The following is a 13,732-nucleotide window of genomic DNA, read 5'->3' as shown; positions in this document are numbered from 1 at the left end:
TTTTGGTTCCCCTTGCTCTCCGGTTTAGCTCGTCGCGAAGACGAGACTCTTTCGGTCCTGGATGCGTTGGCGGTAGTACATAACGCCCAAACTCATTAGCAATACAGCACCGAAGAACAGGTCATTCCACGAGGATCCCAAGCCGAGGAATACCAGAGTGGATTGAAACAACTGCACAACAACGATGCCTAGAATTGTGCCGAGAATCGTTCCTTCGCCGCCCGTGAGCTTCGCACCCCCAATGACGACAGCGGCGATAATCATCAGCTCGCTGCCCACGAGGGAGACAGGATTGACGTACTTTAGTTCGCTGAAATAAATGATTCCCATCAATCCGGAGAGAGCGCCGGAGTAGGAGTAGACAAACAACTTGGTGCGGGTGATATTAATTCCGAGACGTGAGGCGGATTCCTCATTGCTACCGACGGCGAAGATCTGTCGGCCAAGCATCGTGCGGTAGAGGATGAACCAGGTGAGTCCGAGCACAAAAATCACTATCGGCAGGAACACCGTGAGGCCGTATCTGCCGGTCTCGGAGTTTATGACCACTAAGTTGGCGGACCCGAACTCGACCATGGACTGAGGCATCGCACCAGTGGGGTAGGACTTTGTGCCGAGAACTGTTGCCATCAGGCCGTGGTAGGCGCTGGCGGTACCGAGGGTCACGATTAGGGTTGGGAGTTTGAATCTGGAAATAAGCAGAGCATTGACGGCGCCGAGCAGACATCCCACAGCAATGGACACCATGAATGCGAACAGAACGTTGTCGATCCCCAACGCCATCATGAGCTGCACCGATGTGTAGCCCGAGACCACCGCGATTGCTGTGAACGAGACGTCAATGCCGCCCGATATGAGCACGAGGAGCACGCCGACGGCGAGGATCATAACGCCGGACCCACTCCGAAGCATGTCAAACAGGGTCTCCAGGCTGAAGAACAGCGGGTTCTTCAAGGCCACGATCACTATGTACGCAAGGATAATGGTTAGCAGATACTTCTCCATCGCGGTGGAGGGCCGGTTGAAGATGACGCGAAACGGACTGGTCTTCATTGCTGATTTCCTGAGGTCGACGTTAGGGGGACCGTTACGTGTTTCACGTGGGCGCCGGGGTCACTGATGATCGTTGCGAGGCGATCTTTGAATTCGGGGGCACGGAGATCGGCCTCACCGAAGCGGTCGAGTACAACTCCCTCATGCATCACCAGCACCCTGTTGCAATTGGCAATGATCTCCTCGGGTTCGTCGGAAATCACGATTACGCCGATTCCACTTGCGGCAAGGGCGTGAATGCGGTCATATATCTCCTGTTTTGATCCAATGTCTATGCCGACTGTTGGACTATCGAGGATGAAAATCGTGGGTTCCCGGGCGATCCATTTGCCGATCACTACCTTCTGCTGGTTGCCGCCGGAAAGGTTCTCGACGGGAGTGTCGATATCTTTGTTGTTAACGTTCATTTTCTGCACCGTTGTCTGTGCGAGAGCCTTCTCCGCTTTCCGGTCGATCAGGCGGGTACGGCCAACCAGCGAGTCGATCACATTTGACGAGACGTTGTTTCGGATTGACTGTGCCCCAAACAGACCCTGGGCCTTTCGATCCTCGGGTACCAGCGCGATCCCATGGCCCATGGCATGAAGTGGAGAGCTGATGCTGGTTAGTTTTCCATCGATCAGAATCTGCCCGGAGTCAGGGGTGTTGAGGCCGAACAACGAAAGCGCCAGTTCTGTGCGGCCAGCACCGAGAAGCCCGGTGAGCCCCAGAATGTCTCCCTTGCGCAAATCGAAACTGACGTCGCTGTAGTTCCCTTGCCTGCTGAGGCCTTGGACCTGCAAAAGTGGAGCCTCATCATTGGGTTCCCGGTGGTAGCGTGCGTAGGAGACACGGCGACCGGTCATGTGAAAGCTCAGCGATTCTTCGTCAAGTTCATGAGCGGGAAAGTCACCAACCTTGTGCCCGTTGCGAAAAATGATGATCCGATCCGCGATGGCGAAAACTTCGTCGAGTTTGTGGCTAATAAATACGATCGACAATCCGCGGTTTTTGAGCTCCAATACGATCTTCAGTAACCGTTTTACCTCGTTGGTGGTCAGCGCGGTGGTGGGTTCGTCCATGAAAAGGATCCGGGCGTCCATGCTGAGCGCCCGCGCGATGGCGACTAGTTGTTTGTTGGCCACTGAGAGAGTGGAGACCCTCTCATCCAGGGGGAGTTCGACACCAACTCGGGCAAGCTGTTCCGCAGCAATAGTCCGCATAGCGGAACGCTTCACGAGCTTGGATCCATCGTGCATCATGCGATTAATAGAGATGTTCTCTGCCACCGTGAGGTGATCAAAGAGGGAGAGATCCTGATAAATAACCTGAACCCCGGCACTGATCGCGCCCCGCGGGCCATGCGAATCGACTAGGGATCCGTCGATCGAAACACTGCCGGAGCTAGGCGAGTAGACACCGGACACGATCTTGACGAATGTCGATTTGCCCGATCCATTTTCGCCGGCAAGACAGAGGATTTCACCCTGGCCTATCGACAGGTTGATATTTTCTAGTGCGGTTACGCCACCGAAGTCTATGGAGAGATTCTCCGCGGTGAGGATTGAGTCACCCATGATCGCTCTATTCGCTAGTCGAGAAAGGTGTGCGGCAGGGTCGGAGAGAGGCCGCACATAGGGATGAAAGAGTGAACACTCCGTGCGGTGGCGTCGTCACCTGGAAAGACGCCACCACCGCAGCGAAGTGAGGCTTCTGGAGCCTTAGAACGGGTACTTGCCGTCGGGGTATTGGCCCTTCTTGATCATCAAAATCGCCGAGCCGCTGATGAGCTTGCCATCTACTGTGACGTCTTCGTAGCCCTCGAACTTGAGATCGCTACCTGACTCGATAGCCCGCTCCTGGAGTACGGCCAAGGCCACCTCGTTTGCGGCGTAGCCTGCACCGGCAGGGTTCCATGCTTGTGCCGAGCCGACTACATCGTCCTCGAGATACGGACCTGCAACGGAAGGCAGGCTTAGCATGGACGTGGCGATGTTGGTCAGGTTCTTCTCTTTCAGTACCGCTGCGAAATTGGCCCCGGCAGAAACCGATGTGCCGATGAAGCCGTTCAAGTCAGGGTAGGCCTTGAGGATTTCAAGGGCATTATCGCGGGCTTTGGAGTCATCGTTATCGTCCTCATAGGGCTGAGCCGATACAGGGGTTATCTCTGGGTAGTTCTCCTTGAGATAGTCGAGGCCCGCGTTGTACCAAGCCATATGAGTTTCGCTGGTGAGAGAGCCCACCTCGCCTACGAACGTTCCCGAGCCACCCATCTGGTCGGCGAGCTGCTCGAACATCTTTTCTCCGAACTCGACGTTGTCGAAGGCCTCGAGATCGTAGTCGACGCTGTCTGTTGCGGCAAGCGCCGGTGCCTCATGAGTTACGACAACGATGCCGGCGTCGCGGGCCTTCTTCAGGACGGGGGCGATGGACTGCGGATCGTTTGGAACAACGACCAAGGCGTCGACACCCTGTGCAATAAGGTCTTCGACGATTTGAACCTGCTTTGCAGGATCCCCTGAGTCCGGGCCGGTCTGCCATGCTTCGACCACGTCGCCGTTGTCGGTGTTGAACTGGTCAACGCCGGTACGCATTGCTTCGAACCAAGAGATTCCCTCGACTTTTGACACGGTCGCGATTCGGAAAACGCCGTCATCGGAACCGGATGCCTTAGTTCCGCTACCCGTGTCTCCTAGGGTGCCGCACCCGGACATGAGGACGGTTGCCGCAATCGCGGTCGCCGCGAGGCTGAGCAAGCTCGCTGGACGCTTCATAGTTGTTCTCCTTTGAACGTAGCCGTGTTACAAACGCCCGCTGCGGTCGTACCGGCCGTGACAGTTGTAACAGTAAAACACGGATTCAGACAATGTGGTCGAAATTTTGCTTCGCAACGTTTTGGCCAAATTTGCCTGTAAGTCCGGACAAAGGCAGGTAGGTGCGAGGTTCACGATGCTGGGATGCCGGCTGTACGGCTTCTGGTATGTTTCCGTTATATCGTCGGTCTTCTCGCTGATTTGTAACGACACACACCATCGTGGCACCGTACGCGAACAAAGGAGTTCCAGTGAAAAGCCTGTGGCAACCGCTGAAGAGCGGACAGAACGCCGTCGACGAATGCGTGCAGGGATCACGCACGATAGGCGCACACAAATCCCTCGTGCTCCACGGCGGAGGCAACTCATCCATCAAAGCCACAGTTGTGGACGTCACTGGCGACGACATCGAAACCCTTTATGTAAAGGGCAGCGGCTGGGACATGGCCTCCATCGAGCCGCAGGGATTCGCTCCGCTTCGCATGGACCGCCTGCGACAGCTCCTGACGGTCAAATCGATCACTGATACTGCGCTCGTCAATGAACTGCGAAGTGCGCTGGTCGACGCATCTGCTCCTGACCCGTCAATAGAGTCTCTATTGCATGCACTCCTGCCTTATCGGGCTGTGCTGCATTCCCACGCCGACGTAATCGTCTCGCTGACCAATCAACCTGACCCAGCAGCCGTCGTCTCTGCCCTTTTCGGGCACAAGCTGGTACTGGTCCCTTATGTCAAGCCTGGATTCGACCTCGCCCGTCGTTGCAATGAACTCTGGCCGCAACTCGCGACCCCTGAAACCCGGGGAATGGTGCTGCTCAATCACGGACTTTTCACGTTCGGCGACACTATGGAGGAAGCGTACAGCCGGCATGTAGAGATCATTTCAGCGGCTGAAGACCACCTTAGGTTCATCTCGGAAACGGAAGGGCCTGCCCCGTCCGTGCCCTTGTCCATTGAAGCCCTGTCGGAGACCGACGCATCAACTGCAAGGCACGAAATGGACAGCGTCGATCTGCTGGCTGTCGCCCGCCTGCGCGGAGCAATTTCCCGGCACGCTGGGCAGTCGATGATCATGTGCCAGCACGTCGGCCCTAGAGTCCGGAACTTTTTAGGACGGAAGGACCTGACTCGGATAGTTTCTCGTGGACCTGCAACCCCCGATCACATCATTCACACGAAGCGCATTCCGCTGGTGGGCCGGGATATCGATGGTTACGACGTTGACGCCTACGTCCAGGATTATCAGGCTTACTTCGAGCGAAACCGTGATCGGTCACCTGTGCCGCTCACCATGCTGGATCCCACGCCCAGATTTATGCTCGATTCAAAGAGGGGTATGTTCACGGTCGGCAGGACTGTGAAAGAAGCCAACATAGTGCGTGACATAGCCATGCACACGTTTGATGTCATCGAGGCAGCCGAAAAAATCGGGCGGTACACATCCCTGACTGAGGACAAGCTCTTCGATATAGAGTACTGGGAGCTCGAACAAGCAAAGCTGCGCAGGGGTGGTGTCTCACCTGAGTTGGCCGGCCAAGTGGCGTTTGTAACCGGGGCAGCCTCCGGTATTGGTCGCAGCATCGCCAACAAACTGCTTGACCTGGGTGCATGCGTGGTCGGAGTCGACATCTCCGAGGATGTCACGACCACCTTTTCGTGTGACTCCTGGTTGGGCATTCAGGCAGACGTACAAGAACTTTTTGCCATAGAAGGCGCGCTGCGACAGACTGTGCAGCGCTTTGGCGGCCTGGACATGCTCATAGTTGCCGCGGGAGTTTTCCCGGAAAGCGTGCCGATAACCGGCCTTGACGGAAGGGCGTGGGACCGAACCCTGGCCATCAACGTCGGTTCAGTTCAGGCTCTCTTCGGGCTCGCTCAGCCGCTATTGGCCGAGTCACCCACCTACGGACGGGTTGTCGTCATCGGTTCCAAAAACGTGGCCGCACCTGGTCCGGGAGCCGCCGCCTACTCCGCGTCGAAGGCCGCGCTGACCCAGCTGGCCCGAGTTGCTGCTCTGGAGTGGGCAGTGGACGGAATCCGGGTCAATACCGTGCATCCCGACGCCGTCTTCGACACCGGCCTATGGGCTCCGGAACTGCTCGCCGAACGCGCGGCTAGATACGGAGTGAGCGTTGAGGAATACAAGCGCCGTAACTTACTTTCCACGGAGGTATCAAGCCTCCACGTGGCTCAGATGGTAGGAGCAATGTGCACGCCGGCTTTCCAATCAACGACTGGTGCTCAGGTGCCCGTCGATGGGGGCAACGACAGGGTCATCTAGAGATCTGCCCGCTAGGCGATGAAGGGCTGTACCAGAAGTCAAATGGATCTCTGGACCTAATTGATGGAGGAATGATGACGTCTCAAGTGATTTCAATGGGTGCACACATTGCCGACGCGCTCGGCTGGCCGTTCACGTCCGTACCGCCTGGCCAACGCCTCGAATTCATGGAGCAGATCAAATTTACTGTGGCCGGCACCGCCGCTGCGCCAGCGGTGAACCTGGCCAAGCTTGGTGTTGAGGTTGGTGCCGTCGGTCGGATCGGCAACGACACCATTGGTGACTTTGTTCGTTCCACCATGAACAGTTACGGGGTCAACACTGACAATTTGGTGGTCGATGCAAGGAGACAGACCTCCGCAAGTCTTCTGCCGATTCGCCGTGACGGCTCACGCCCGGCGCTCCATGTTATCGGCGCCAATGCTGGCCTGACTGAAACAGATGTTCCCTGGTCAATCGTTGAAAAGGCTCAGATTTTCCATCTTGGTGGTGCCTTTATCCTGCCGGGATTGGATGGTGCCCCTATGGGGCGGGTCCTGAAGCGAGTGAAGGAACTCGGCCTAACCGTCACCATGGACTTCCTGATGAGCCCGCGGGATGACGCCCAAAGGGTAATTGGTCCGTCCTTACGATATGTGGATTACCTCATGCCCAACATCGAGGAAGCCGGGTGGTTGGTCGGTACCGAAGATCGCCAAGAGATCATTGAATGGCTGCACACCCAAGGCGTGGGGCACACTCTGCTAACGATGGGCGGCGGCGGGGTGAGTGTCGCGGCCAATGGTGACAAGGAAACTGTACTGCCCGCTTACGACATCAGCGTCGTGGATACTACTGGTTGTGGAGACGCATTCAGTGCCGGGCTGATTTCCGGGTTGCTCGACGGCCTGGATGTCATGGGTGCAGCGGAACGGGGATTGGCTTGTGGCAGTCTCGTCGCGACTGGACTGGGATCAGATGCCGGAATTGTGGACAGGAATCAAGTCGCCAAATTCCAGCAAACCCAGGCCAGACTGGCTGCCTGAGGCTGCCCCGCCAGCCGGCGCCCTTTGGCGCATAGGGCGAGATAAAATGACGTGACGAACGGAAAGGACGGGTGTTGAACGTGCAGACAATCCACCCAACAACATGATTGATGCCCTAGACCACGATGCCCAGTCCCATGACGCTCATCACCCCAAACCTCGCAGTAAGGCTGCCCGCCTCAGCCTCATCGGCGAGGTCGTAAATCAGCGTGGATTTGTAAGCGTCGATGACCTTACTGAGCAGCTCGGGGTTAGCCGCATGACGGTACACCGGGATCTCGATGAGTTGCAGCGCGTCAGCGCGCTGCGCAAGGTTCGTGGGGGTGCGTCTGTCCACCGATCGACGCAATTTGAAAGCGACGTGCAGTTTCGCGCAATGAGCGCGGTTGAAGAGAAGAAGAAAATGGCACGGGTGGCTGTGGAACTCGTCTCCGAAGGCGATGTCGTGATGGTGGACGACTCAACAACGTCACTGGAGGTCGTTCCGCTGCTAATTGGCCGATCTCCGCTGACCATAATCACCAACTTCATGCCTGCTATGCAGCAGGTAACTAATAATCCGGATGTGCACCTCATCGCTCTTGGGGGCGAGTACGTGCCGCGATACCAGTCGTTCCTGGGCCTCATGTGTGAGCGGAGCATTGCCGACCTCTATGCAGACGTTCTTTTTGCATCATCTTCCGCAGTGAGGGGGCTCGACGTGTACCACCAGGACCAGCAAATCGTCACTGCGAAAAGGGCCATGATGGCTGCTGCGCAAACAAGAGTCCTCATGGTAGATCACAGTAAGATTGACCATGGAGCGTTGCACCGTTTGGGCGGTATTGATGAATTTACTCATGTAATAGTGGACGACGAAGTCGACGCGATTGTCGTGAAGAGCTTCGAAGACGCGGGCGTCATAGTGCTGGTTGCTAGCTGACGCAACCGGTTCGGGCTAAGGCGTCGCAAGATAGACCGTCCGGTCCTCCACACGCCGGCTTTAGGCCGCGGACAGGACCCGGTCCTCCACCTGTCCGATAGTGAACACGGGACCGGACAGCCGGGATAGCTACCTTTGGGCCATGGCACAACACCGTTGGGACACCGTCGACAGCCAGGACGCTGACGGCCCCGGGCACTGGGATCGGGACCTTGAAGAGCCGCGGCGTCGGTGGGCCTTTTCCCTGCCTGCGGCGGTCCTGGCAGTTTGCATGATGCTGGGCTGCGGGCTGGCCATCCTGGTGCTGCGCGACCGGGAGCCTGTTCCGGTGGCCAGTGTCGGAATGTCCCCGCCCGGCACTGCTCCCTCGCCGCTTCCTGAAGCGGGGAGCAGCAATACCGTTACTCCGTCTACTGTTCCTTCCGCTGCGTCGGCGCAGGTTCCGTCCGGTGCAGCCGAGCCGGAGGCGGGCACAGCAATGATCATGGTCCACGTCGCCGGGGCTGTGCAGCATCCGGGGGTGGTGCGGCTGGATCCGGGCAGCCGGATCGTTGATGCGGTGGAGGCCGCCGGGGGAACGGCGCCGGATGCCGACCTTGCCAGAGTGAATCTGGCTGCGGTCGCGGAGGACGGTGTGATGGTGCTAGTTCCGCGGATCGATGAGAGCGCGTCGGGTCTCGAAGCCGGCAGCCCGGGAGGCAACCCGGCCGGCGGGAGTCCCCCCGCTGCGGACGGGACGGGTGCGGCTTCCGGCAGCGTCAACCTGAACACGGCGGACTCCGCCCAGCTGCAAACACTCCCGAGGGTCGGGCCGGTGCTCGCTGAACGGATCATGGCGTGGCGCACCGAGCATGGGAGGTTCAGCCGGCCGGAAGACCTGGACGCAATACCGGGAATCGGTGAAGCAATGATGGCGGCATTGCTTCCACTGGTCACGGTCTAGCGGGTACCGGATGGCCCGGAGCGAGAGCAGGTGGTCACGATATGTGGCCTCGGCGCTGAATCCCGGCGGCCGCGGCTCCGACCGGCCGGAAGACGGGGAATCTGAGCCGCCTCTAGGGATCACTGTGGCGGGGGTCCGGACGACAGAGGTTGCCGTGGCAGTGCGGACAACCGGAGTTAACCGGGCAGTGCGTGAAGCCTGGAGCAATCGTAAGGCCGAGTCAGACGCATCGCCGCCGGAGCCCCTCCGCGAGCTTCGGCTCCTGCCTGCCGCAGTGGCGGTATGGGCGGCTGCCGTAGCCGTTCTTCGGGTGCCCATGCCCGCGGGCTGGGCCTTGGCTTGTTTGGCGGCCGTCCTAGCGGTCCTTATGCTCCTGACGGCCTCCCGCGTAACCGGGGGAACTGCCGCGTTCCTCCGCGGCACGGCTGTTCCCATGGCCGCAGCGGCCCTGGTCTGTGCCAGTGCGGCCGGCAGCTTGGCCAACCGTACGAGCGGCCCTATTTCGGAGCTCATCACAGCCGAAGCCGTGATTACCGCGGAAATGCGTGCAGTTTCGGACGCGAGGCCCGGTGCTGCCGACCGGTTCACGGGCAGTCCGCGGTACCTCATCGATGCCGTGGTGGATTCCGGGACCGCGGACGGGCATCGGTTCCGGGCTTCAGCGACCCTTCTGGTGGTGGGCGGGGAGGACTACGGCGAGATCAGGATGGGGGACCGGTTCACCAGTGCCGGACCCTTGCATCCACTCCCCGCAGGGGACCGGAATCTAGCCATGCTCCCGGCCGCAGCACCTCCGGAAATTACCGGAGGCGGTGGATGGTACGCGGCAACCGCCCGGCTCCGTGACGGCTTTGTCCAGACAGCCGAAGACCGGGATGCCGGAATCGAAGGACTTCTGCCAGGCATGGTCCTGGGCGACCGGGGCGGGCTTGATTCCGGACTGGAACAGGCAATGAAGAATACTGGACTGACCCACCTGACGGCGGTGTCCGGTGCCAATTGCAGCTACCTGATCGCCTTCATTTTCCTCGCAGCCAGAGCCCTCCGGGTACCGCGGGTGCCGGCGGCGTTGCTGGCTCTGACGGGCCTCGGTGCGTTTGTGCTCCTCGTGCGTCCGGATCCCAGTGTGCTGCGCGCTGCTGTGATGGGCGGGCTGGGAACCCTCGCCGTGCTCTCCGGACGGGGACGGCTTTCAGCGGCGCTGCTTTTCCTGTCGATCACGGTGCTGCTGTGCGTGGATCCGTGGTTAGCCGGAAGCTACGCGTTCATTCTGTCCGTCTGTGCGACCCTTGGGCTGGTTGTGCTGGGACCGCATCTGGTGCGGGTCCTGTCCCGTCGCCTCCCCGGATGGTTTGCGGCCGCCATTGCCATACCGGTAGCAGCGCAGCTATTCTGCGCCCCGGTCCTGGTGACCCTGCAGCCACAGCTGCCGGTGTATTCGGTTCCCGCCAATCTGGTAGCCGCACCCGTCGTCCCGGTAGTGAGCATTGCGGGGATGTTTGCCGTCGCCTTGGTGGCCGCGGCTCCGGTGCTGGCAGTACCGCCCCTCCTGCTTGCGGCCGGAGGGGCCTGGTGGGTGGCCCGTACTGCCCGGTTCTTTGAATCAGCTCCCGGGGCCCTGGCAGCCTGGCCCGACGGCACCACCGGCGTGCTGCTGATGGCCGGATGCACATTTGCAGCGGTTGCCGGAATACTCCATCTTTCCCGGCGGGAAAGATGGAGTATCCGGGATCGGCATCCGGCCCCGGAGGGCCGGGCCCATGGATCCCCGCCGCACAGGATCCTTAATCCCGGTGCAGCGTCCCCGGCTCGGGGTGGTACCCGCACCCGGCGCTGGCTCGTTGCCGGTGCGGCTGCTGCCCTGGTCCTGCCGGGCGGAATGGTCCTTGCCGCCGGCTCACTTGGCCCGGGGCAGGTGGATGAATGGGTGCTGGCCGCTTGCGATGTTGGACAGGGCGACGCATTCGCTGTCCGGTCCGGGCCGGGCAGCGCAGTGGTGATCGACGCGGGCAGCGATCCCGATGCAGTGGACAGCTGCCTTGACCGGTTGGATATCCAGACTGTGGACATGCTTGTTCTCAGTCACGCACACCAGGACCACTACGGGGGAACCTCGGGTGTGCTGGCGGGGCGAAACGTGCTGAGGGTGGGATACTCGACGGCCGACAGCGAGCTGCCCGGGGATCTTGTGGCGGTACTGGACGAATCACCGGCTCCGCGGGAACGACTCGTTGCAGGCATGGCCGGCAATGCCGGGAGCGTGTCCTGGAGTGTTCTCTGGCCGCTCCCGGACCCCGGTGATCATGATCCCCGGTCAGGGGCCGCCGGAGACGAGGAGGAGAATAACTCCAGCGCGGTCCTTCTGGTTACAGTCGCAGAGAACCCAAGGCTGCGTCCGCTGCGGATCCTCTTCACCGGGGATATTGAGGAGGACGCTGCCGCCACAGTCATCGCCGCACACCCGGAACTGGGCGCCGGTTCGGTTGATGTCTTGAAGGTGGCGCACCATGGCGCGCGCAACGGAGGCGGTGGGTGGGTGAGCGCAGTGTCGCCCCCACTGGCGCTGGTTTCAGTAGGCGCGGACAACGACTATGGCCATCCTGCGCCGCAGACGCTGGCCGGGCTCGAAGCGGCGGGTACAGCCGTTGCCCGCACAGACGAGCACGGGACCTTGTTGGTGGCCAGGGAGGGCGACGGGCTGCAGATAGCCGGCCTGCCGCCCTAAAGGCCGGGGAAATGTCCCGCTTCCATCCGGCGGGCGTGGAACGCAGGACCGCCCGCCGCCGTCCTCGAGGCAGTCCTTTGGCGAGGGGGTAACTAGGTTCGCTGACCACCCCACGCCCGGAGACAACAGGAAAATTGGCCGCGGACCGGGACCGTGGCAATCTTGGAGGGAGGCTATCCGCGGTGCGGGTACCTTTCGATCCTTTACACCCGGCAGGCCGAAACAGGCCGCCGCACAATCCCAGGAGCCCCAGCTGTGAATCCGGCAGTCCCTTCCAAACGCAGCTCCGCAAGTAAGTCCTCCGCAAGCAAGTCCTCAGCGACGGTCTCCTGGCGCGAGGTCGAACCAGCCCCGGTGGTCCTGCTGGCAGGCCCCGAGGACTATCTGGCATCCCGGGCCCGGGACCGGCTGCGCGGACTGCTCCGGGAGAAGCAGCCCGACACGGAACTGGTGCACTTCGACGCCTCCACCTATGTCTCCGGGGAACTCACACTGCAGTCGAGCCCCTCACTGTTCGGGGAAGCGAAACTTATCGAGGCCGTGAATCTCGCGTCGATGAACGAGGATTTCCTCACCGAAACGCTGGCCTATTTGAAGGATCCGTCTCCGGATGCCGTTCTGGTGCTGCACCACGCTGGCGGCAACCGGGGCAAGAAGCTGCTGGATGCAGTTAAGGCTGCCGGAGCGCCTGTCGTCGAGTGCCAGCCCTTCAAGAAGGATGCTGAGAAGCTGGACTTCGTCACTTCGGAGTTCCGCACTGCCCGCCGCAGGATCGACCCGGGTGCGGCCCGGGCGCTGGTAAACGCCGTCGGGTCCAGCCTCTCCGAACTTGCAGCCTCCTGCCAGCAGCTGATCAGCGATTCCACCGGCGAGGTCACCGAGGAACTGGTAGAGCGCTATTACGGCGGGCGGGTCGAGGCCACGGCCTTTAAAGTTGCCGACGCGGCCCTGGCCGGCCGCGCGGCGCAGGCGCTGTCCATGCTCCGGCACGCGTTGGATACCGGAGTGGATCCGGTGCCGTTGGTCGGCGCCCTGGCCATGAAGGTCCGCGCAGTGGCGCGGGTGGCCAACCTGCGTGGATCCTCCGCATCGATGGCCAAGGAACTGTCCATGGCGCCCTGGCAGGTGGATCAGGCACGGCGGGATGCCCAGCGGTTCACCTCGGAATCCCTGATCGAAGCCGTCCAGGCCCTCGCCGAAGCCGATGCACAGGTAAAGGGAGCCGGACGGGACCCGGTGTATGCCGTGGAACGGGCCGTCACCGTCATCGCACTGGCGGCGTCCGGGCGCTAGCGGCGGCTGCCCGCAGGCCCGCGTTGGTCAGCCGGTATGCGCCCGCTCGGCGCGCGTTGGCTCAGTCGGTATGCGCCCGCTCGGCCCGCGTTGGTCAGCCGGTATGCGCCCGCTCGGCCCGCGTTGGTCAGCCGGTATGCGCCCGCTCGGCCCGCGTTGGTCAGCCGGTATGCGCCCGCTCGGCCCGCGTTGGCTCAGTCGGTATGCGCCCGCTCGGCCCGCGTTGGCTCAGTCGGCCTATTCGGACCGGCACACCACGCTGGCCGGAACAGTCCGGACGCGCCGGTTAAAACAAAGCGTGGCCGGTCCCGAAGGACCGGCCACGCTTGGTAAGTCTGTAATGCTGGCTGCTGGTTAGAGCGCGCTGACCTTCTTGGAGATGGCCGACTTGCGGTTGGCAGCGTTGTTCTTGTGGATTACGCCCTTGCTGACGGCCTTGTCCAGCTTGCGGCTGGCGGTCTTCAGCGCTTCGGCTGCTGCGTCCTTGTCGCTGGCCTTGACTGCGGCATCAACCTTGCTGATGACGGTCTTCAGCTCGGACTTCACCGAGTTGTTACGCTGACGCGCCTTCTCGTTGGTGAGGATGCGCTTCTTCTGGGACTTAATATTGGCCACTTATAAACTCTCTTTGTATTGCGGACTTGGTCGGTGAGGGTATTTCAGCCCAGACATTGACTGAGCGGCGTGGGGATACCGT

At 60.8% G+C, this 13,732-nt stretch carries 10 protein-coding genes and 1 pseudogene; 7 read left to right on the top strand and 4 right to left on the bottom strand.

The genetic code is table 11. From position 1 onward, the window contains the following. Window positions 1-24: 24 nt before the first annotated feature. The 3 genes from N2K98_RS09670 to N2K98_RS09660 form a co-directional block, all read right to left on the bottom strand. The gene (locus N2K98_RS09670) at window positions 25-1,053 is read right to left on the bottom strand and encodes an ABC transporter permease (protein ID WP_255797611.1); all 1,029 of its coding nucleotides are present in this window, start codon (window positions 1,051-1,053) and stop codon (window positions 25-27) included. Continuing rightward, entirely contained in the window at window positions 1,050-2,609 is a 1,560-nt protein-coding gene (locus tag N2K98_RS09665) for a sugar ABC transporter ATP-binding protein (RefSeq protein ID WP_255865674.1), read from the bottom strand. Before N2K98_RS09665 ends, N2K98_RS09670 begins: the two co-directional genes overlap by 4 nt. 144 nt (window positions 2,610-2,753) lie before the next feature. Next, window positions 2,754-3,806 (bottom strand): substrate-binding domain-containing protein, encoded by a 1,053-nt coding sequence (locus tag N2K98_RS09660; protein ID WP_255865673.1) that lies wholly within the window; start codon window positions 3,804-3,806, stop codon window positions 2,754-2,756. 290 nt (window positions 3,807-4,096) lie between these two features. Between N2K98_RS09660 and N2K98_RS09655 the strand changes: the two genes are divergently transcribed. From N2K98_RS09655 to holA, 7 genes and pseudogenes are all read left to right on the top strand, one after another. Then, complete coding sequence (locus tag N2K98_RS09655; protein WP_255865672.1) at window positions 4,097-6,127, top strand: bifunctional aldolase/short-chain dehydrogenase; 2,031 nt, start codon at window positions 4,097-4,099, stop codon at window positions 6,125-6,127. Window positions 6,128-6,222: 95 nt separating this feature from the next. Further along, window positions 6,223-7,152 (top strand): carbohydrate kinase family protein, encoded by a 930-nt coding sequence (locus tag N2K98_RS09650; protein ID WP_255865671.1) that lies wholly within the window; start codon window positions 6,223-6,225, stop codon window positions 7,150-7,152. Window positions 7,153-7,255: 103 nt separating this feature from the next. Next, window positions 7,256-7,435: pseudogene (locus N2K98_RS17275) on the top strand (DeoR family transcriptional regulator); the annotation flags it as partial. A gap of 93 nt (window positions 7,436-7,528) precedes the next feature. Then, window positions 7,529-8,074, top strand: a complete 546-nt coding sequence (locus N2K98_RS09640) for a DeoR/GlpR family DNA-binding transcription regulator (protein WP_255797617.1) — start codon at window positions 7,529-7,531, stop codon at window positions 8,072-8,074. A 142-nt stretch (window positions 8,075-8,216) separates the two neighbouring features. Then, a complete protein-coding gene (locus tag N2K98_RS09635) occupies window positions 8,217-9,017 on the top strand; it encodes a helix-hairpin-helix domain-containing protein (protein WP_255865670.1) in 801 nt (266 codons plus the stop codon). A gap of 433 nt (window positions 9,018-9,450) precedes the next feature. Beyond that, window positions 9,451-11,742 (top strand): ComEC/Rec2 family competence protein, encoded by a 2,292-nt coding sequence (locus N2K98_RS09630; RefSeq protein ID WP_260553700.1) that lies wholly within the window; start codon window positions 9,451-9,453, stop codon window positions 11,740-11,742. A gap of 255 nt (window positions 11,743-11,997) precedes the next feature. Further along, window positions 11,998-13,035, top strand: coding sequence for a DNA polymerase III subunit delta (gene holA, locus N2K98_RS09625; protein ID WP_255865668.1), 1,038 nt, complete (start codon window positions 11,998-12,000; stop codon window positions 13,033-13,035). 354 nt (window positions 13,036-13,389) lie between these two features. On the opposite strand, the gene rpsT is transcribed toward holA, so the two are convergent. Continuing rightward, entirely contained in the window at window positions 13,390-13,650 is a 261-nt protein-coding gene (gene rpsT, locus N2K98_RS09620) for a 30S ribosomal protein S20 (protein ID WP_146361896.1), read from the bottom strand. Between the last annotated feature and the right edge of the window lie 82 nt (window positions 13,651-13,732).

Source organism: Arthrobacter jinronghuae, assembly GCF_025244825.1.
Classification (GTDB): Bacteria; Actinomycetota; Actinomycetes; order Actinomycetales; family Micrococcaceae; genus Arthrobacter_B; species Arthrobacter_B jinronghuae.
This window is presented reverse-complemented; position numbering and strand designations above follow the sequence as displayed.

Bases quoted from the DNA above. Each gene is read 5' to 3' on its own strand.
- N2K98_RS09670 (WP_255797611.1), bottom strand. From the start codon at position 1,053: ATGAAGACCAGTCCGTTTCGCGTCATCTTCAACCGGCCCTCCACCGCG.
- N2K98_RS09665 (WP_255865674.1), bottom strand. From the start codon at position 2,609: ATGGGTGACTCAATCCTCACCGCGGAGAATCTCTCCATAGACTTCGGT.
- N2K98_RS09660 (WP_255865673.1), bottom strand. From the start codon at position 3,806: ATGAAGCGTCCAGCGAGCTTGCTCAGCCTCGCGGCGACCGCGATTGCG.
- N2K98_RS09650 (WP_255865671.1), top strand. From the start codon at position 6,223: ATGGGTGCACACATTGCCGACGCGCTCGGCTGGCCGTTCACGTCCGTA.
- N2K98_RS09640 (WP_255797617.1), top strand. From the start codon at position 7,529: ATGAGCGCGGTTGAAGAGAAGAAGAAAATGGCACGGGTGGCTGTGGAA.
- N2K98_RS09635 (WP_255865670.1), top strand. From the start codon at position 8,217: ATGGCACAACACCGTTGGGACACCGTCGACAGCCAGGACGCTGACGGC.
- N2K98_RS09630 (WP_260553700.1), top strand. From the start codon at position 9,451: ATGGCCGCAGCGGCCCTGGTCTGTGCCAGTGCGGCCGGCAGCTTGGCC.